Genomic DNA, 18,216 nt, shown 5'->3' with positions numbered 1-18,216 from the left:
AGGAGCGCCCCGCGTCAGCCCGTCCCCGCGAGCCAGAAGTCGACCGCGTCGGGGGACGGGCGCCCGGCGACCCGGACGACGTCGCCGAACTCGAGCACGCTGTCCGGATCCTCCTGGACGGCCGGCCACCGCTCGCGGCCGGCGGCGTCCGGATCGCCGTGGGAGACGAATGCGAGCCAGCGCGCGGTCATCTCCTGCTCGAGCCGGCGGTCGACGTCCGTGTAGTCGGCGTCGCCGTCCGCCCCGAGGTTCCCGTACGCGTACATCACCTCGGCGCCGTGGTACGCGCCGAACCGCTCGAGTCCGCTCTCCGGGGGAGTGCGCGTGAAGATGTAGGCGTGGACGCCCGCCCGCCCGGTCCGGGCGGCCGTCAGCGCCCAGAGCCGCATCGGGGCGGTCATCGTCCGGTCGCTGCCGGCGCGCAGCCGGGAGTCGACGACCTGATCCTCGACGGCACCCGGGTACAGCGCGAGGAATCGGTCCGCGTCGTCTCCGTGCTCCCGGCGCACCTCCTGCTCGTAGGCGTCCGGATCCGAGTCGACGCCTCCCAGCAGATCGAGCGAGGTCTCGTCGGAGTTGCTGCCGAGCAGGAGGGGGACGTCGTTCTGCCGACCGGCCTCGTAGACGGCGAGCGGCGTGTCGGGGAGGACGACGCCGTCGATCGAGGGCCACCAGTGCTGCGAGAGGCCCGCGGCGGCCGAGACGATGCGCTCGGCCGGCAGGGCCCTCATCTCGGCGAAGCTCGCCCCGCCGAGCGCCTTGCTCAGGCGCGCAGCCGCCTCCCGTGCGGTGGCGGCGTCGTCGTAGAGGTCGCCGTCCTCGCGATCTCCCGCCGACCCCAGGCATCCTCCGCTCTCCCCGATGATCCCGTGGAGGAGGCCGGCCGCGAGGGGCGAGGCCCCGAGGATGCAGGCGCTGCCGGAGCCGGCGGACTGGCCGGCGACCGTCACCCGCCCCGGGTCCCCGCCGAAAGCGGCGATGTTGTCCTGCACCCACTGCAGAGCGGCGACCTGGTCGAGCAGTCCCTGATTCCCCGGGGTGCCGCCGCCGAGCACATCACCGGCGAGGAATCCGAGGACGCCCAGACGGTAGGCGGCGGTGACGACCACCGCGCCCCGGGAGGCGAGCGCCGCGCCGTCGTAGGCGGGGAGGGCGCCGGACCCCGAGACGAACGCGCCGCCGTGGAGGTAGACGAGGACCGGGCTGGAGTCGCCCGCCCCGCCGGCCGGCGTCCAGATGTTCAGGCGGAGGCTGTCCTCGTCCGTCGCGTACCCGCCGAGGAGCGTCTCCTCCAGCGGCAGGTCGAGCACGCGGGTCGCCGCTCGGGAGAGGAACGTCGGCTCCGGCTGAACGGCGGAGGGGCCGAAGTCGTCGGCCACGAGGGTCGCCGACCGCTGCGGGGCCGGGCGGGGCGCCTCCCAACGCAGCGGGCCGACCGGGGGAGCGGCGTAGGGGATCCCCGCGAAGGCGTCGACCCCGGCCGCGGCGTCGTGCACACCGACGACGTCGCCCTGCCGGGTCGTGACCGGGGCGGTGTGCGGACCGGCGAGCGTCCGCGTCGCCGGGAGAGGACCCGCGGCGAGGGCGACGGCTCCGACGAGCCCTGCGGACGCGACCCAGGCCGCCGTACGCAGCATCCAGTGCCGGTGCCGCCAGCTCCTCGAGACGGCCGCGATCAGGACCGCGGCCGCCGCGACGACGAGCCACCCCCACCACTCCACCCGGTTCAGCCAGGCGAGGACCGCCCCGATGAGCACGACGGTCGCGGCCGGCAGCCACCGGGACCGTCGCCGACGCGGTGCGGGCGTCTCGGTATTCGATACGGTATGCATTGAAAACGAAACGTACTGAAAAGGCTCACCCTGCGCAAGGATCCGCCTAGGCTGGTGGCGTGGTCACAGGCGAGCAGGCTCCGGTCCGGCGGAGGAGCGAGACGCGACGACGTCTCCTCGCCGCGGCCGCCGAGCTCTTCGAGAGCACGGGCACCATCGGCCAGCGCGTCGAGGACATCTGCGCGCAGGCGGGCTTCACCCGCGGCGCGTTCTACTCGAACTTCGCCGGTGTCGACCAGCTCTTCCTCGCACTCCACGAGGAGCAGGCCGCGAGAGTGTGGGGGAGCCTGCAGGAGGCCCTCGACGTCCAGCTGCAGGAGGAGCACCGCGCGGCGACCCTCGACGGCGCCGTACGCTCCCTCCTCGACGCGCTCCCGTCCAGCCGCGAGTGGTTCTCCCTGCGGTCGGTGCTCCTGGCACGCGCTGCCGCGGACCCGGAGTTCGCCGAGCGGATGATGATCGACGACGACCGCGTCTCGCGCGAGCTGGGCGAGCGCTTCGCCGCCCTCGCCGCCGTGCACGGCCGCGTCCCCGCCGTCGAGTCCGCCGTCCTGGCGAAGGCGGTCGTCGCGGCGCACGTCGTGTCGGTGAGCCAGTGGCCCGTGGACACCAGCGCCGCGCTCACGCAGCGCCTGGTCGTCGCCGCGGTGATCCGAGGTCTCACCGTTGAAGCGCCCGGTCTGTCACCGGAGCCCGACGGCGATCGATGACGTCCTGGCGCAGGAGCGATGAGAGGAGCCGATCGCCATCCCTACAGAACGGGACTTCGGTCGAACTGACATAATGTGCATTATCGGATAACGGCGGAAGGGCCGGACGGACCGGGACCGAGGCCGCCCGACGGTCCGGCACGTCATCAGCGGACAGGCGAATGCTCCACCCACGGCTCGACGTCCTCGTACCAGCACGTCTCGGTTGGAGTGTCGAAGCGCGTGACCAGCCGCAGCTGCGGATCGACGGTCATCGTGCCGCGGACGCCGTCGTCGGCCTGGTCCTCTCGGGCGCCCGCCGGAACGAGCGTCAGAGGTCCTGCGAGCGCTCCCGCAGGTTCACCATCACCGCGGCTGCATCGAGAAGGATGCTCACGACGCCCCGGTGTCCGCCGACGGACGGACTGCGCCCACGACGGCATCGGACTCCCCTGATGCCGGTCCGCTGCCGTCGACCGGGGTCATCCGTCGAGGAGCGCAGACCCGTGCGCCGGCGTCAGCCCCTGGTGAGGATCAGGCGAAGTCGGAGATGTCGCCGACGAGGCGGGTGTTGTCCGCGGGGATCGGCTCGACGGCCGCCAGAGCGACCTCGGCCGCGAACTCCTGCACGTTGTAGAGCTTCCCGGCCGACTCGCGACGCGAGCTGATCGCGCCCGGGTTCGCACGCTCCAGCAGGGTCGCGGTGATGGTGCCCTCGATCATGTCGCCCGAGACGACGACGAACTCGATCCCGCGCTCGGCGAGCTCACCGATCCGCTCGCGCAGGGCGTCCTCGCCGGCGCGCTTGGAGAGCGCGACGGGCTCGTACTCGGGCATCGTGGGCGTGGTCCGGATGAAGTGCGCCTGGTGGCTCGTGACGAACACGACACGGGAGCCCTCGGAGAGCAGCGGCAGCGCCGCCTCGAGCACGGCGACCTGCGAGTCGCGGTTGAGGACCATCGCGTAGTCCTCCCCCATGTTGCTCTCCATGCCGCCGGAGGCGTTCAGGACGAGCACGTCCAGACCTCCGTACTCCTTCTCGATGCGCGAGAAGAGCTCGGCGCGCGACTCGGCGTCGGTGAGATCGGCGCCGACGGCGATGGCGGTGCCGCCGGCTTCGACGATCTGCGCGACGAGCTTGTCGGCGCGCGGCGCCTTCGAGCGGTAGTTGACGACGACGCGGGCTCCGGCCTCGGCCAGGTAGCGGACCGTGTCGGCGCCGATGCCGCGGGACGACCCGGTGACGAGAGCGCGCTTGCCGTCGAAGGAGCCGGGGGCGAGGGGATTGGACACGGGTATTCCTCCAGAACGCCGGCTCGGAGACCGGATCGGGCACGATGACGGGCCACGGCCCGACGGAGGAGTCTACCAAGGGCCCCGAGACGGTCGGCGCACCCGCTCTCCCAGCCCTCGTCCGGGGGGCGTTGATAGCCTGGGAATGCTCGTCGAGGGGAAGGAGCACACAGCATGGACGCTGTCACCCAGTACGCGTGGATCCTCTGGCTCGCGCTGATCCTCATCTTCGTGATCGTCGAGATGATCACTCTCGAGTTCACCTTCCTGATGCTCGCCGTCGGCAGCATCGGCGGACTGCTGACCGGTCTGGTCGGGGCTCCCTTCTGGGTTCAGGTGCCCGCCGCGGCCGTCCTCGCCGCCCTCCTGCTGTTCACCGTCCGTCCGCCGCTGCTGCGGCTGCTGAAACGGGGCGGCGATCCCACCCCCAGCGGTGCGGACGCTCTCCTCGGGCTCTCCGGCAGCGTCGTCCTCGCCGGCCCCGGAGCCGGCCAGGTCAAGCTCGCCAACGGCGAGACCTGGACCGTCCGCCTGTCCCCGCTCGTCGAGGACCGCACACTCGGAGTCGGCGAGAGAGTCGTCGTCACCGCCATCGAGGGCGCGACCGCGGTCGTCGTCCCCGCCGAAAGGAGCACACCGTGACACCGTCCTCCGTCGTGACGATCGTCGTCGTCGCCGCCGTCGTCCTCTTCGCCCTGGTCGTCCTCTTCCGAGCGGTCCGCATCATCCCCCAGGCCACCGCCGGGGTCGTGGAGCGCCTCGGCAAGTACCACAAGACCCTGCTGCCGGGCCTCAATCTCGTCGTGCCGTTCATCGACCGGGTCCGCCCGCTGATCGATCTGCGCGAGCAGGTCGTCTCGTTCCCGCCCCAGCCCGTGATCACGGAGGACAATCTCGTCGTCTCGATCGACACGGTCGTCTACTTCCAGGTGACGGACGCCCGCGCGGCGACCTACGAGATCGCCAACTACCTCGGCGCGGTCGAGCAGCTGACCACCACCACGCTCCGCAACGTCGTCGGCGGCCTGAACCTCGAGGAGGCGCTGACCTCCCGCGACAACATCAACGGGCAGCTGCGCATCGTCCTCGACGAGGCCACCGGCAAGTGGGGCATCCGCGTCGGACGCGTGGAGCTCAAGGCCATCGACCCGCCCCTCTCCATCCAGGACTCGATGGAGAAGCAGATGCGCGCCGAGCGCGACCGTCGAGCCGTGATCCTCACCGCCGAGGGCACCAAGCAGTCCCAGATCCTGAACGCCGAGGGTCAGCGCCAGGCCGCGATCCTCGCTGCGGAGGGCCAGGCGAAGGCGGCGGTCCTGCGGGCCGAGGGTGAGGCCAAGGCGATCACCACCGTCTTCCACGCCATCCACGAGGGCCGCCCCGACAGCGAGCTCCTCGCGTACCAGTACCTCCAGACACTCCCCAAGATCGCCGAGGGCAGCGCGAACAAGCTCTGGGTCATCCCGAGCGAGCTCACCGAGGCGCTGAAGGGCATCGGAGGCGCGCTCGGCCAGCGCGGCCAGTCCGCCCCGGCGGTCCGCCCGCAGGACGCGGCACCCCCGTCGGCGCCTGCGGCGTCCGCGCCTGCCGCATCCGGGTCCGTCGGCTCCACTCCTGTCGAGCCCGGATCCGACACGTCCGCCCCCGTGGCGCCCGCGACGACCGACGGAGCCCCCGGCTCGGCGCCCACTCCCCCGCCGCCGGCCGTCTAGCCGCGGACCCGGTCCGCGATGCGCACCCCTGAGCGACCCCTCGCCCTGAGCGGGCCGACCCCCCGGGTGATCGCGCATCGCGGGTTCGGCCCGCAGGCCGAGGGCAACACGCTCGCCGCCTTCGAACGCGCCCTCGCCGCGGGTGCGGACCTCCTCGAGACGGACGCGCGCGCCTCCCTCGACGGGGTCGCCGTGCTCGTCCACGACGCCGAGGTGATCGACCGCTCCGGCCGCCGCCACGTCGTCGCCGCCACCCGGTGGGAGGAGCTCGCCGACCTCCGACTGGTGGGCGGCGCCCGGCTCGCCTCTCTCGAGCAGGCCCTCGCCGCACTCCCCCGCGCGCACTTCAACATCGACGTGAAGTCGCGGGACGCGATCGACCCGGTCGTCGTGGCGGTGTCCGGCGCCGCCGCCGCGGAGCGCGTCCTGATCACCTCGTTCTCCGAGATCCGTCGAGCAGCGGCCCTCCGCCGTCTTCCCGGCGCCGCGACCTCGGCGTCGGCGGTCCGCTTCGTCGTCGCCCTGGTCGCCGCCCACCTCGGCGCCGCCCTCCCCGTGCGTCTCGCTCTCCGCGGCATCGACGCGCTCCAGGTGCCCGAGCGCGCGCTCGGCCTCCGCGTCGCGGAGCCGCGGATCCTCGCCCGGCTGCGGGTGACCGGCTGCGAGATCCACCTCTGGACCATCGACGATCCGGAGCGGATGGAGCAGCTCCTCGCACTCGGGATCGACGGGCTCGTGACCGACCGTACCGACCTCGCCCGAGCGGCCGTCGACGCCTTCCTCAGCGCCCGTCAGCCACGCCCTCAGGAACCGCGGAATACGCCTCCGACCTGAGGATTCTCTGGCAATGGCAGGGACGGGAAGACCACCTCCAGGTACGACGTTGACACTGGGGAAGCACAGCGAGAGGAGACCACACAATGGCAGATCGAAGCCTGCGAGGAATGCGGCTCGGATCCCAGAGCCTGCAGAGCGAAGAAGGCGTCGTCTTCTCCCCGCGATCGACGTACGAGTACCACTGCGCGAACTGCGGCCACGACACCGACATGGTGTTCTCGGCCGATGCGGAAGCGCCGGAGACCTGGGAGTGCCGCTCCTGCGGTCACGAGGCCACTCTGATGGTGGACTCGAAGCCGGTCGTCGTGGACAAGGGCGAGCAGAAGGCTCCGCGCACCCACTGGGACATGCTGCTCGAGCGCCGGACCCGCGCGGAGCTGGAGGAGCTGCTCGAGGAGCGGCTCGCCTATCTGCGCGCCAGGCGCGGCGAGCACAAGATCGGCGCGTAGCGCCGGTCAGCGGGAACGGCGTCGCGGCTCGCGCGTCCTGAGGACGAACGAGACCATGCCGATGAGACCGGCGGCCAGGAAGTACCAGCCGAGGTCTCGCGCCCACACCAGAGCCGGGGTCGTGGTGGAGCTGAGGGGGACCTCGTCCACCATGGCACCCGGCTCGAACCATGTCAGGGAGTCGATCGTCCCGCCGTCCGGCCCGATGATCGCACTCGTCCCGACGGTCGAGATGTTGACCACGCTGCGCCCGGTCTCGATGGCCCGCAGGCGGGCGATGGCGAGCTGCTGGACGCTCTCGTCGGTCCGGCCGAAGTCGGCGTTGTTGGTCTGCCCGAGGATGACCTGGGCTCCCCCGTCGACCATCGCGTTCGTCAGCGCGTCGTCCGAGATGTCGAAGCAGATCGCGATGCCTGCGAGGACGCCGTTCACGTCGAAGACGTTGGGACGGGTGCCGATCGAGTAGTCGCGGCTCACCAGGTCGACCAGGTCCGGAGCGAACATCCGCCAGAACGCCCGGTCCGGCATGTATTCGGCGAACGGCACGGGATGCACCTTGTCGTAGACCTGCGTCGCCCCCTCCCCCGCCTTCCAGAGCAGCGAGCTGTTGTAGAAGACGTCGTCCGAGGGGTTCGTGATCGTGCCCACGATGAACGGCGCGTCCATCGTCCGGCTGAGGTAGTCGAGGACGGCGGCCGACTGGGCGTTCCGGGTCGGATCGATGTCGACGCCGTTCTCGGGCCACACCACCATGTCGACGTCCTGGTCGAGGATCGGCAGCGTCGCCGAGGTGTGGTCCTCGAGGATCTGCCCGCGGTAGCTCTGCGAGAAGAGGCCCGCATCGGAGTCGCCCTGGACGGCGGCGATCCGGGTCGTGCCCTCCGTCGGTGCCGGCCAGGCGGGGAACACCAGCGCCACGATCGCGAAGCCCGCGAGAGCGCTGACCCGGGCGGAGGCCGGGACGGACGTCTCGCGGACGGCCTGCGCGAGCACGGCGGCGAGGAACGCGACCACGAAGCCGAGGCCGGCGAAGCCGATCCACGCCGCGAGACCGGCGAGCGGGCCGAGGGACTGCGAGATCGCGAGGCGGCCCCAGGCGAAGCCGCCGTAGGGCCAGACGCTGGTGATCGACTCGCGCCCGATCCAGAGCGCCGCCAGGAGGACGGGGAGGCCGACCATCCGGCCGAGCGGTCCCGTCCAGACGCGGTGGCCGCGCGTGGAGACGACCGCCATCAGCCCCGCCGAGAACGCGAAGAAGATCGCCTGCAGGCCGGCGAGGGCCGCCCACGGGACCGGGCCGAGGTAGAGGGTCAGCCACTCGATGTGGACACCCCAGAAGACCGCTCCACCGACGAGGCCGACGAGGGCCCCGCTCCAGAAGCCGCGCCCCGCCAGCGCGAACAGGATCGCCGCGGCGCCCACGATCGCCAGCGGCCAGACATCGGAGTCGGGGAAGCCGCGGTCGAGCACGGCGCCGCCGAGGGCGGCGAGGGGCAGCGCCACCCACAGCGGAACGGTCCGCCCGTCGGGCGGAGGAGCGACCGGCGTCATGCGACGGTCGAGTACGCGACGATGCCGCGGCGGACCAGGTCGAGGGCGGTCCGGGCCGCGCGGCCGACCTTGCCCTCGGCGACGACGGAGAGCTGGTCGAGGAGGTCGATGGTCTGCTTCGCCCAGCGCACGAAGTCGCCGGCGGCCATGTCGGACTCGCGGAGCACCATGTCGAGCGGCATGCCCTTGGCCCACATGTTCATCGACAGCGCCAGGCTCGTCGAGATCGGGTTGCTGCCCGGCAGGCGGTGCTCCCGCTCGACGTCGTCGAGCCGGGCCCACAGAAGCTGGGTCCTCTCCAGCGCCTCGGGGAACGCGCCGCGGGGCAGGAACTGCTCGCCGAGCGTCCCCTCCTCGCGTCGCGGCTCGAAGACCAGGCAGCACGCCATCGCCGCGAGGCCGGCCGGATCGAGCTCCGTCCACGCCTGCTTCCGGAGGCACTCGGCGACGAGCAGGTCCCGCTCCCCGTAGATCCGGCGGAGCGTGCGACCGTTGGGCGTCAGCGAGAGCTCGCCGACCTCGTCCCGGCGGAAGTAGCCGAGCTCGAGCAGCACGTCCGTGATGTGGTCGAAGATGCGGGCGACGGCGCCGGTGCGCGAGCGGATCTGGCGCTCGATCTCGTCGGTCTCGCGGCGCAGCTTCCACCAGCGCTCGGCCCAGCGCGCGTGCTGCTCGCGGTCGGAGCAGGCGTGGCACGGGTGCGCCTTCATCCGGCGCCGCAGGCTCGTGAGCTGTCCCTGGCGCTTCTCGCGCTCGGCGTGGGACGCGGACTCGCCGCGCACCGCGCCCCGGCGCTCGAGGTCGCCGATCTCTCGGCGGATCGCCGCGTACTGCTCGAAGTCGCCCAGGTGGCACTGCATCGCCGTGACGTAGCCCGCCATCGACTCCTCCTGCTGGCGGACCCGGCGGGCGAGATCGACGACGGACCGGTCGGCCTGGAACTGCGCGAACGACGACTCGAGGATCTCGCGCGTGCGCACCCGCCCGAACTGCTCGATCAGGTTCGCGGCCATGTTGTAGCTGGGGCGGAAGCTGGAGTTGAGCGGGTAGGTCCGCCGGGAGGCGAGGGACGCGACCGCCTGGGGGTCCATCCCGCCGCGCCACTGGATCACCGAGTGGCCCTCCACGTCGATGCCGCGACGGCCCGCCCGGCCGGTGAGCTGGGTGTACTCCCCCGGTGTGATCGGGACGCGCGCCTCGCCGTTGAACTTCTCGAGCTTCTCGAGGACGACCGTGCGGGCGGGCATGTTGATGCCGAGCGCGAGCGTCTCGGTCGCGAAGACCACGCGCACGAGCCGGCGCAGGAACAGCTCCTCCACGACCTCCTTGAAGGCGGGGAGCATCCCGGCGTGGTGGGCGGCGACGCCCCGCTGGAGTCCGTCGAGCCACTCCCAGTAGCCGAGTACCGCGAGGTCCTCGTCGCGGATCGTCCGGCACCGCTCCTCGACGATCGCGCGGATCTCGTCGCGCTCGTGGCGCTCGGTGAGGCGCACGCCCGACCGCAGCACCTGGCGCACGGCCTGGTCGCAGCCCGCACGGCTGAAGACGAAGAAGATCGCGGGGAGGAGGTTCTTGCCGCGGAGGATCTCGACGACCTCCGAGCGCAGCACGAGCTCCTCGGTGCGCTGCTCCGGGTAGCGGCCGCGACCGCCTCGGCCGTTGCGGCCGCCCCTGCCGCCGCGCTCGACCCGGGAGCCGCCCTGGGCCATGCGGGCGAGCTCGGGGTTCACCCGGTTCGTCGCCGCCCGACCGGAGGAGTCGAAGAGGTCGACCAGCTTGCCGCCCACCAGGACGTGCTGGTCGAGCGGGACGGGCCGCTCCTCGGAGACAATGACCTCGGTCTCGCCCCGGACGGTCTGGAGCCAGTCGCCGAACTCTTCGGCGTTCGACACGGTCGCGCTGAGCGAGACCAGCCGCACGCGCTGCGGGAGGTGGATGATGACCTCCTCCCAGACGGCGCCGCGGAAGCGGTCGGCGAGGTAGTGCACCTCGTCCATCACGACGTAGGCGAGGTCGCGCAGGAGGTCCGAGTCGGCGTACAGCATGTTGCGCAGCACCTCGGTCGTCATCACGACGATGCGGGCGCGCGCGTTGACGTTGGAGTCGCCGGTCAGCAGACCGACCTCGGAGGCTCCGTAGTCCTCGACGAACTCCTGGAACTTCTGGTTGCTCAGCGCCTTCATCGGCGTCGTGTAGAAGACCTTGGCCGTCGGGTCCTGCATGGCCAGGTGGATCGCGAACTCGGCCACCGCCGTCTTGCCGGCGCCGGTGGGCGCGGCGACGAGGACGCTGTGGCCGTCGTCGAGAGCGCTGCAGGCCTCGTACTGGAAGGGGTCGAGGTCGAACGCGAGGGTCGAGCGGAACGCCTCGACCCTCGCGTGGCCCTGGCGCGTCCGGAACGCGGCGAACCGCTCGGCGGGAGACGGTCCAGTCACGCGGGCAGGTCGGAGGGGCTGCCGTCGAACACCAGCTGGCGCTTGGCGGCGCGCCGGTCGTGCAGGATCGCGATCCCGCAGGCGAGGAAGAACAGGAAGATGATCGGGATGGCCAGGAGGAACATCGAGATCGGGTCGGCCGCGGGGGTCGCGATCGCCGTGAAGAGCACGATCGCCATGATCGCGATGCGCCACGACTTGAGGATCAGCATGCCGGGGAGGATGCCGAGGAAGTTGAGGAGCACCAGGAAGACGGGCAGCACGAAGGCGATGCCGACGACCAGCACGAGCTTGAGAACGAACTCGTAGTAGATCTTGGCGTCGAGGAAGCTCGCCGCGTTGCTGCCGGTGAAGCTCGTCAGGAGCTCCACGATGTGCGGGAACACGAACCAGCCGGCCGCACAGCCCGCGAAGAACAGCGGGATGGCGGTGAGGATGAAGCCGAGGCCGTACCGCATCTCCTTGCGGGTCAGGCCCGGGACGAGGAACGCCCAGATCTGGTAGAGCCAGACCGGGCTCGCCAGGACGATGCCCACCGTGATGGCGATCTGCAGCCGCAGGTCGAAGGCACCGGCGATCGTCGGGAAGTTGAGGATCGCCTCCTTCCCCTGGGTGGAGGCCACCTCGGAGATCGGAGCCTTGAGGGCCTCGAAGACCCACTCCGAGACGAACCATCCCGCGACGCACGCGATGACGATCGCGATCGCCGACTTGAAGAGCCTGTTGCGAAGCTCGACGAGGTGCGCCCCGAGCGACATGCGCCCGTCGGGGTTCTTCGTCCGCTTCGTCCGTGGCTTCTTCGGTGCCACGGACGTCATTACTTGAGCGGGGACTCGGGCGGCGTGGTGGTGCCGGTGCCGGTGGTCGTGCCGGTGGATCCGGCGACGGTGCCGGTGGTCCCCTCGGTCGACTCACGGCGCTCGGTGCCGTCCTCGTCCTTCATGGTCTTGACCTCGCTCTTGAAGATCCGCATCGACTGCCCGACACTGCGGGCCAGCTGCGGGAGCTTGGGCGCACCGAACAGGAGGAGGATCACGGCGAGGATGATGAGGAGGTGCCACCCCTGGAGGCCAGCGAACATTGCAGACTCACTTCACTTGTCGGTTGCGGTGTACGAGGAGCTTACCCCGTTCGACCCGTCCTGACCGGCGGAGATCGATCCTGTCGCGACGTGCGTCACGCCGGCCCTCGTGCGCACGCCTCACGTCGTCGCGATCGGCGAACAGCGACGAGGGCGGACGGTGCGGCAGGTCGTCCGTCACTCCAGGACTCAGTGTCTCGAGTTTCGCGGTGACCTCGGACAGCTGTCCGAGGAGCACCTTCCCCTTGCGCCAGTAGGAGAGGGCGAAGAGGACCAGCATCGCCAGAGCGCCCAGCGCGAGGCCGAGCCAGATCAGGATCCACGACCACCAGGTCACGACGGCTCCCCCTCGTTCGCGGCGAGCGCGGAGGCCGCCCAGTGCGCGACCGCGGTGCGCGCCTCGGGGGGTGCCACCACGGTGACGAGACCCGCCAACGACGCCACCAGGCGCGTCAGTCCCTCCAGATGGGCGACGCGGAGACGGACGAGGACACCGTGGTCCTCCTCCCCCGGCACGGGATCGGGGAACTCGGCGTCGGCCGCGTAGTCGCCCAGCAGCACGACGGCGCTGGGAGCGACGCGCAGGTCCACGACGAGATCGGAGGCGGAGGCCTCGAAGAGCCGTTCCGAGAGGGTCACCTCGTTGCGGCGCCGGACGATCGGCGTCCCCGTGTCGCGGAGGGAGCGCATCCTGTCGACCCGGAACGTCCTGACGCCCTCGCGGAGGTGGTCCCATCCGCGCAGGTACCAGTCCCGGTCGACCGATTCGAGCACGAAGGGGTCGACGAGCCGGGACTCGGTCTCGCCGCGGGCGCTGCGGTAGTCGAAAGCGACCTGCGTCGCCGAGCCCATCGCTGTCCGCAGGAGCGCCACAGCGCTGTCCGCGCCCGTGCCGCGCGAGACCGCGACCGCGCTCGGGGCCGAGGAGGCGCCGCGCGCGAGCTTCCCCATCAGCGAGGCGATCCGGTCGTTGCCCTGGTTCTCGGGCAGCGCTGCGAGGTACTGCATGCCGGCGATGAGGGCGGCGGCCTCCCGCGCCGAGAACCTCGGCGAGTCGTCGATCGCGACCTGGTGGGTGAGGACGACGTGGTCGTTCTCCTCGAAGTCGTCCCAGCCGATGTCGAAGAGGTCGTTCGCCTGGTACTGCGCGGTCTCGCCGGGGATGCCCGAGACGGCGATGAGGCGCACCGCGCGGCGCACCTCCTCCTCCGGGATCTCGAAGTGCGCGGCGACCTCGGCGACGGAGACGCGACCCCGGTCGAGCAGGTAGGGAACGAGGGAGAGGAGGACGGCCAGTCGGTCGCGCGCCTGCAGGGAGCGGGGTCTAGCCACGGGGATCCCCTCCATGGTCGTCCAGGGTGCGGCGGAGGCGGTCGAGGACGCGGCGGCGGAGCTCCTCCGGCTCGAGCACCCGCACCTCAGGACCGTGACCGGCGAGCTCGTCCGCGAGCACGTCCGGGTCGGTGTAGTGCAGGCGCAGCAGGCCCTGGCCCTCGCCCTCTGCCTCGGCACGCCCGCCGAGACGGAGGGCGGCGTCGGAGTCGGGGGCGACGCGCAGGAGCGCGCTGTTGCGCTGCAGGATCTCGTCGAGCTGGGCGAGAGCGGTCGCCGCGTGGTCCCCCTCCGCGGGAGGCGCGGTGCGGCCGGTGGACGCGACCGGCCCGACGATCCGCGACAGGAGGAAGGTCCGCGTGCCCTCGGCGCCCTCGTCCCAGCCGTGGAGGTGCCAGCGCCCCTGGTGGTTCACCAGGGCGCGGGGCTGCACGGTGCGCACGCGCGGCTCCTCGCCGCCTGGCTTCAGGTAGGGGAAGCGGACGACCTGGCCGCGGTCGAGCGCGGCGTTGAGCGGCTCGAACGAGGCCTCGCGGACCCGGATCGAGGGGCTGATGCCGATGACGGGGTCGACGGACTCGACCCCTATCGAGCGCAGCTTGATCAGCGCGCGCCGCGACTCCGCCGAGAGCGTCCCCTCGCGCCAGACCGCCCCGGCCAGGCGGAGCAGCGCGAGCTCCTCCGGATCGAAGGTCAGGTCGGCCGGGAGGTCGTAGCTGCGCTTCGCGATGCGGTACCGGACGGTCTGGGTGTTGCCCGGGTCGCCCGGGGCGTCGACCGTCTCGATCGGGATGCCCAGCTCGCGCAGGTCGTCCTTGTCGCGCTCGAACTGGCGCTCGAGCGAGGTCCGGTCGCCCCGGCCCACCCGCTGCCGGTAGCCCTGCACCGTCGAGAGGACGTCGGCCTTCGTCAGTCCGTTCTCGGCCGCGACGAGCGCGAGCACGAGGTTGAACAGACGCTCCTCGGCCGGGACGCGGCTCGAGGACGGGGCGTCGGAAGGCACGCCCTCCAGTCTAGGGCCGGGCCCGGTCAGACCTTTCCGAGGATGTCGGCGACGAAGATCAGCGTCGCGCCGCCGGGGATCCCGCCCTGGGGGGAGCCCTGGTCGCCGTAGCCCTGGTCGGGCGGGATGACCGCGATGACCTGGGATCCGACGGGCTGGCCGATGAGGGCGTCGGCGAATCCGGCGATGACTCCGCCCTGGGTCGTCGAGCCGTCGGCGGCCGTGAAGACGGCGGGAGCGCCCTTCTCCCAGCTGGAGTCGAACACCTTCCCGTCGCTCCACTGCCAGCCGGTGTAGGCCACGACGACCTGGTCGCCCTCGGCGACGACGTCGCCGTCGCCCTTCTTGAGCTGGGCGATGCGGAGGTCGGTCGGCGCGTCGCCGGAGGGCTTCGCGAGCCCCGGGCGTCCGTCGTCGCCGAGCGTCACCGTCGGGAAGCCGTCGGGCGCGGGCTGGGCGGCGCCGTTCGCTCGGGCCAGGGAGGCCTCGCGGACGTCCGCGACGAGCACGAGCGTGTCGTCCTCCGAGATGCCGAGCTGCGACGAGGACTGGCCGAAGCCGTCCTCGGGGGCGATCGCGATGGCGACGCGCGAGCCGACCTGCGTGCAGAGGAGGCCCTCGTTCAGGCCGACGAGCCCGGCTCCGCCGACGCCGAAGCGGGCGGTGCTCGACCCGTCGTAGGGCGAGGTCTCGAGGACCGTGCCGTCCGCGCCGTTGACCAGGGTGTAGTCGATGGTGACGAGCTGGCCCTTCTCGAGCGGTGCGCCCGAGCCCTCGATGAGGGTGCTGACCTGCGTGCCGTCCGCCTTCAGCGGTGTCGGGACGCTGACGTCCGGCTTCGCTCCGAAGTCGCCCGTGGCGCTGACCGCCGCCGAGGAGTCGCCGGAGGAGAAAGGAGCGTCGCAGTCCGCCTGCGAGGAGGACGCGGTGCATCCGGTGAGAGCGGCGACGATGCCGATGCCGGCGATGAGCGCGGTGGTCCTGCGCACGGGTCCTCGATTCGAGAGAAGGGGAGCGGTGACGCCCGGGGTGGAGACGGCCCGGAGGCCGGGAACAGCTTAGAGGATGCCCTCGTCGTCGGGCTCCGCGGTCTCCTCGCCGAACCCGCGGGCCCGGGAGAGCTCGGCGCTGGTAGCGGACTCGCGGACCCGCTTGCGCAGGCTCTTGGGGCTCACGGCGCGCTCGCCGAGCGCGCCGGGGGTCCAGGCCTCCACGTCCTCGTCGCTGAAGTCCGTCTTCGACGGGCGGCGCTTGAGCTCGGGGAGCACGGTGTCCGGAGCGAGCCGGCGAGCGGTGATGAGGAAGCCGGTGTGGCCGATCATCCGGTGGTCCGGCCGGACCGCGAGGCCCTCGACGTGCCAGCCGCGGACCATGGTCTCGTTCGACGACGGGTTCGTGAACAGGCCCGAGGCGCGGATCGCCTCCGCCGTCCGCGAGAGCTGCGTGACGGTCGCCACGTAGCAGAGGAGCACTCCCCCGGGCGTGAGCGCCTCGGCGGCGACGTCGAGGCACTCCCAGGGCGCGAGCATGTCGAGCACGACGCGGTCGGCTTCGCCGGACGGGACCGTGCCGGGCAGCGCCTCGACGAGGTCGCCGACGGTGACGCTCCAGTTGTCGGGCGTGTAGCCGAGGAAGGTCTCGATGTTCGCCCGTGCGACATCCGCGAACTCCTCGCGCCGCTCGAACGACGACAGCCGGCCGGTCGGACCCACCGCCCGCAGCAGCCAGAGCGAGAGCGCGCCGGAGCCGACACCGGCCTCGACCACGCGGGCGCCGGGGAAGACGTCGGCGAGGGCGAGGATCTGGGCCGCGTCCTTCGGGTACACGATCGCCGCGCCGCGGGGCATCGACATCACGAAGTCGGCGAGGAGAGGGCGCAGCGCGAGGTGCTCGACGCCGACGGTGTTGGTCACCACCGAGCCGTCGGGCAGCCCGATCACCGTGTCGTGCTCGATGCCGCCCCGGTGCGTGTGGAACACCTTGCCGGGAACGAGCGTGATGGTGTTCATCCGCCCCTTGGGTCCCGTCAGCTGGACGCGGTCCCCCGCGCGGAAGGGTCCGGAATGCTGCAGTGCCTCACCGGTCATCGGCGGGCCTCCGTCTCGGTCGTGGCCGGGCCGGAGCCGCGGTGCTCGGAGGACACCGTCGCGAGGTCCGCGACGGTGCGGCCCGCGAGAGTGGGCCAGAGGGCGTAGGGGGCGGCGGGGTCCAGCTCCAGCTGGTGCGGGACGCCGATCGCCGCGGCTCCGGAGGCGACGGCCGCGCCGAGGCCCGTGAGGGAGTCCTCGATCGCGACGCAGGCGGCGATGTCGACGCCGAGGGTGCTCGCGGCGAGGAGGTACGCCTCGGGGTGGGGCTTGCTGCGCTCGACCATGTCGCCGCTGACGACGGCGGCGAAGGCGGGGAACGGGATCCGGTCCACGACGGCCGCGGCCATCCGCGAGATCGACATCGTGACCAGCGCCTGCGGCACTCCCGCCTCGGACACCGCGCGCAGCAGCTCGAGCGCGCCCGGTCGCCACGGGATGCTCACGGCCAGCTGGTCTACGACCTCGTCGGTCATCCGGTCGATGATCGCGTCGACGGAGAGGTCGACGCCCTTGCCCTGCAGGATGCGGGCGGCGGCGGGCAGGCCCGAGCCGACGAGTCCCATCGCGTCCTCGTGGGTCCACACTCCGCCGAAGGAGGAGACGAGCGCGTGCTCCGACGCCATCCAGTACGGCTCGGTGTCGACGAGCGTCCCGTCCATGTCCCAGAGGACGGCGGCGGGGGCGGACGCTCCTCCGAGCGGCTCGGAGGACAGCGGCCGGGCGGAGGTCTCGGGAGTCACGAGCGACCATGGTACCGGCAGGGCCGCGCCCTTCCCCGGCCGCGGGCCGAGAGCGAACAGGGCGGCCGATCCCGCCGGACGGGACGGGCGGGGCCGGGGGCGGTCCTATCCTGGTCGGAGGGACAGGCGCGGTGTGCGCTCCCCGCACATCGAGCCGAACGCGGAGATCCTGCCTATGAACGTGATCACGGGGAACGTCCTGGTCGTGGCCTTCGAGGGCTGGAACGACGCCGGGGACGCCGCCAGCGGCGCGCTGCGGCTGGTCAAGGACGCCGGGGAGTACGTGCCCCTCTTCGCCGTCGACGCCGAGCAGTACTACGACTTCCAGTACACCCGCCCCATGCTCTCGATCGGCGAGGACGGCCGCCGCAGCCTCGCCTGGCCCGGCACCCAGATCTTCGGCCCGGCCGACACCTCGGTCGACGCCGAGAGCGCGCTGTACCTCATGATCGGCACCGAGCCCTCGCGCAGCTGGAAGAGCTTCGCCGCCGAGGTCGTCGACGCCATGCTCGCGATCGACATCTCCGCCGTCGTCTTCCTCGGCGCGATGCTCGCCGACGTCCCGCACACCCGGCCGATCTCGATCTTCGCCTCGAGCGAGAACGCGGAGCTGCGGAGCTCGTTCGAGCTCGAGCGCTCCAGCTACGAGGGGCCGGTCGGCATCCTCAGCGTGATCGGCGAGGCCGCGCAGAAGGTCGGCATCCCCGCCGTCTCGATCTGGGCCTCCGTCCCGCACTACGTGCACAACGCGCCCTCGCCCAAGGCGATGCTGGCGCTGCTCGAGAAGCTCGAGGAGGTCGTCGGCCTGGCGATCCCCCGCGGCGACCTCGTCGAGGAGGCGGAGGAGTGGGAGCGCGGCATCGACGCCCTCGCCGCCGAGGACGAGGAGATGGCGTCGTACATCGCCCAGCTCGAGCAGGCGCGCGACACCGTCGACTCGCCGGAGGCGAGCGGCGAGGCGATCGCCCAGGAGTTCGAGCGCTACCTGCGCCGCCGCGGCGACGGCCGCTCCGGCGAGGAGCCCTGGCGGCCGTAGCCTCCACCGGCGCCCGCTCGTCCGAGACGGTCGTCGATCACTGGACTGTTCCCGACCGATGACACTCCGGGCCGCCCTGACGGGACCCTGACGGGACTCGAGCCGTACGGGACTCGAGCCGGACGGGACTCGAGCC

18 protein-coding genes are annotated in these 18,216 nt (G+C 71.9%); 6 read left to right on the top strand and 12 right to left on the bottom strand.

From position 1 onward, the window contains the following. Positions 1 to 14: 14 nt before the first annotated feature. Entirely contained in the window at positions 15 to 1,832 is a 1,818-nt protein-coding gene (locus tag C5B92_RS03345) for a carboxylesterase/lipase family protein (protein WP_104350059.1), read from the bottom strand. 59 nt (positions 1,833 to 1,891) lie between these two features. Between C5B92_RS03345 and C5B92_RS03340 the strand changes: the two genes are divergently transcribed. Beyond that, the gene (locus C5B92_RS03340) at positions 1,892 to 2,542 is read left to right on the top strand and encodes a TetR/AcrR family transcriptional regulator (RefSeq protein WP_104350058.1); all 651 of its coding nucleotides are present in this window, start codon (positions 1,892 to 1,894) and stop codon (positions 2,540 to 2,542) included. A gap of 513 nt (positions 2,543 to 3,055) precedes the next feature. Here C5B92_RS03340 and C5B92_RS03335 read toward each other — a convergent pair. Further along, positions 3,056 to 3,814: an SDR family oxidoreductase gene (locus tag C5B92_RS03335; RefSeq protein ID WP_104246827.1), complete on the bottom strand. Its 759-nt coding sequence runs from the start codon at positions 3,812 to 3,814 to the stop codon at positions 3,056 to 3,058. Between the two features lie 174 nt (positions 3,815 to 3,988). Between C5B92_RS03335 and C5B92_RS03330 the strand changes: the two genes are divergently transcribed. The 4 genes from C5B92_RS03330 (at position 3,989) to C5B92_RS03315 (ending at position 6,812) form a co-directional block, all read left to right on the top strand. After that, positions 3,989 to 4,456: an NfeD family protein gene (locus tag C5B92_RS03330; RefSeq protein WP_104255007.1), complete on the top strand. Its 468-nt coding sequence runs from the start codon at positions 3,989 to 3,991 to the stop codon at positions 4,454 to 4,456. 14 nt (positions 4,457 to 4,470) lie between these two features. After that, positions 4,471 to 5,526 (top strand): SPFH domain-containing protein, encoded by a 1,056-nt coding sequence (locus C5B92_RS03325; protein ID WP_374952912.1) that lies wholly within the window; start codon positions 4,471 to 4,473, stop codon positions 5,524 to 5,526. An 18-nt stretch (positions 5,527 to 5,544) separates the two neighbouring features. Further along, positions 5,545 to 6,360 (top strand): glycerophosphodiester phosphodiesterase family protein, encoded by an 816-nt coding sequence (locus tag C5B92_RS03320; RefSeq protein WP_104255005.1) that lies wholly within the window; start codon positions 5,545 to 5,547, stop codon positions 6,358 to 6,360. 86 nt (positions 6,361 to 6,446) lie between these two features. After that, the gene (locus tag C5B92_RS03315) at positions 6,447 to 6,812 is read left to right on the top strand and encodes an RNA polymerase-binding protein RbpA (RefSeq protein ID WP_068207052.1); all 366 of its coding nucleotides are present in this window, start codon (positions 6,447 to 6,449) and stop codon (positions 6,810 to 6,812) included. 6 nt (positions 6,813 to 6,818) lie between these two features. Here C5B92_RS03315 and lnt read toward each other — a convergent pair whose 3' ends face one another. From lnt to C5B92_RS03265, 10 genes are all read right to left on the bottom strand, one after another. Then, positions 6,819 to 8,363, bottom strand: a complete 1,545-nt coding sequence (gene lnt / locus C5B92_RS03310; protein ID WP_104255004.1) for an apolipoprotein N-acyltransferase — start codon at positions 8,361 to 8,363, stop codon at positions 6,819 to 6,821. Continuing rightward, the gene (locus tag C5B92_RS03305) at positions 8,360 to 10,798 is read right to left on the bottom strand and encodes an RNA helicase (RefSeq protein WP_104222026.1); all 2,439 of its coding nucleotides are present in this window, start codon (positions 10,796 to 10,798) and stop codon (positions 8,360 to 8,362) included. The genes lnt and C5B92_RS03305 overlap by 4 nt, the downstream gene beginning before the upstream one ends. Beyond that, positions 10,795 to 11,616: a twin-arginine translocase subunit TatC gene (gene tatC, locus C5B92_RS03300; RefSeq protein WP_374952911.1), complete on the bottom strand. Its 822-nt coding sequence runs from the start codon at positions 11,614 to 11,616 to the stop codon at positions 10,795 to 10,797. The genes C5B92_RS03305 and tatC overlap by 4 nt, the downstream gene beginning before the upstream one ends. Then, positions 11,616 to 11,879, bottom strand: a complete 264-nt coding sequence (tatA, locus tag C5B92_RS03295; RefSeq protein ID WP_104222022.1) for a Sec-independent protein translocase subunit TatA — start codon at positions 11,877 to 11,879, stop codon at positions 11,616 to 11,618. The genes tatC and tatA overlap by 1 nt, the downstream gene beginning before the upstream one ends. 7 nt (positions 11,880 to 11,886) lie before the next feature. Next, positions 11,887 to 12,216, bottom strand: coding sequence for a hypothetical protein (locus C5B92_RS03290; protein WP_104255003.1), 330 nt, complete (start codon positions 12,214 to 12,216; stop codon positions 11,887 to 11,889). Continuing rightward, on the bottom strand, positions 12,213 to 13,211 hold the full coding sequence (locus tag C5B92_RS03285; RefSeq protein ID WP_104283651.1) for a YafY family protein: 999 nt from the start codon (positions 13,209 to 13,211) through the stop codon (positions 12,213 to 12,215). Before C5B92_RS03285 ends, C5B92_RS03290 begins: the two co-directional genes overlap by 4 nt. Continuing rightward, positions 13,204 to 14,214, bottom strand: a complete 1,011-nt coding sequence (locus C5B92_RS03280; RefSeq protein WP_104255002.1) for a YafY family protein — start codon at positions 14,212 to 14,214, stop codon at positions 13,204 to 13,206. Before C5B92_RS03280 ends, C5B92_RS03285 begins: the two co-directional genes overlap by 8 nt. A 26-nt stretch (positions 14,215 to 14,240) precedes the next feature. Continuing rightward, positions 14,241 to 15,203: an FKBP-type peptidyl-prolyl cis-trans isomerase gene (locus tag C5B92_RS03275; RefSeq protein ID WP_104222014.1), complete on the bottom strand. Its 963-nt coding sequence runs from the start codon at positions 15,201 to 15,203 to the stop codon at positions 14,241 to 14,243. 69 nt (positions 15,204 to 15,272) lie between these two features. Next, positions 15,273 to 16,301 carry a tRNA (adenine-N1)-methyltransferase gene (locus tag C5B92_RS03270; RefSeq protein ID WP_104222012.1) on the bottom strand — a complete coding sequence of 343 codons (1,029 nt, stop codon included), beginning with the start codon at positions 16,299 to 16,301 and terminating at the stop codon, positions 15,273 to 15,275. Next, a complete protein-coding gene (locus C5B92_RS03265) occupies positions 16,298 to 17,044 on the bottom strand; it encodes an HAD family phosphatase (RefSeq protein ID WP_258060432.1) in 747 nt (248 codons plus the stop codon). Before C5B92_RS03265 ends, C5B92_RS03270 begins: the two co-directional genes overlap by 4 nt. A 175-nt stretch (positions 17,045 to 17,219) precedes the next feature. Here C5B92_RS03265 and C5B92_RS03260 point away from each other — a divergent pair, with 175 nt between their 5' ends. After that, the gene (locus C5B92_RS03260) at positions 17,220 to 18,080 is read left to right on the top strand and encodes a proteasome assembly chaperone family protein (RefSeq protein WP_104222142.1); all 861 of its coding nucleotides are present in this window, start codon (positions 17,220 to 17,222) and stop codon (positions 18,078 to 18,080) included. Positions 18,081 to 18,216 lie beyond the last annotated feature (136 nt).

The sequence above is a fragment of the Rathayibacter sp. AY1A4 genome (assembly GCF_002930955.1).
Lineage (GTDB): Bacteria > Actinomycetota > Actinomycetes > Actinomycetales > Microbacteriaceae > Rathayibacter.
Note: the sequence above shows the minus strand (reverse complement) of the source record. Positions and strands in the feature narration are given on the sequence as shown.

Excerpts from the sequence above, each read along its gene's own strand:
- tatA (WP_104222022.1), bottom strand. The coding sequence starts at position 11,879 with ATGTTCGCTGGCCTCCAGGGGTGGCACCTCCTCATCATCCTCGCCGTG.
- C5B92_RS03345 (WP_104350059.1), bottom strand. The coding sequence starts at position 1,832 with ATGCATACCGTATCGAATACCGAGACGCCCGCACCGCGTCGGCGACGG.
- C5B92_RS03330 (WP_104255007.1), top strand. The coding sequence starts at position 3,989 with ATGGACGCTGTCACCCAGTACGCGTGGATCCTCTGGCTCGCGCTGATC.
- C5B92_RS03260 (WP_104222142.1), top strand. The coding sequence starts at position 17,220 with ATGAACGTGATCACGGGGAACGTCCTGGTCGTGGCCTTCGAGGGCTGG.
- tatC (WP_374952911.1), bottom strand. The coding sequence starts at position 11,616 with ATGACGTCCGTGGCACCGAAGAAGCCACGGACGAAGCGGACGAAGAAC.
- C5B92_RS03315 (WP_068207052.1), top strand. The coding sequence starts at position 6,447 with ATGGCAGATCGAAGCCTGCGAGGAATGCGGCTCGGATCCCAGAGCCTG.
- lnt (WP_104255004.1), bottom strand. The coding sequence starts at position 8,363 with ATGACGCCGGTCGCTCCTCCGCCCGACGGGCGGACCGTTCCGCTGTGG.
- C5B92_RS03320 (WP_104255005.1), top strand. The coding sequence starts at position 5,545 with ATGCGCACCCCTGAGCGACCCCTCGCCCTGAGCGGGCCGACCCCCCGG.
- C5B92_RS03270 (WP_104222012.1), bottom strand. The coding sequence starts at position 16,301 with ATGACCGGTGAGGCACTGCAGCATTCCGGACCCTTCCGCGCGGGGGAC.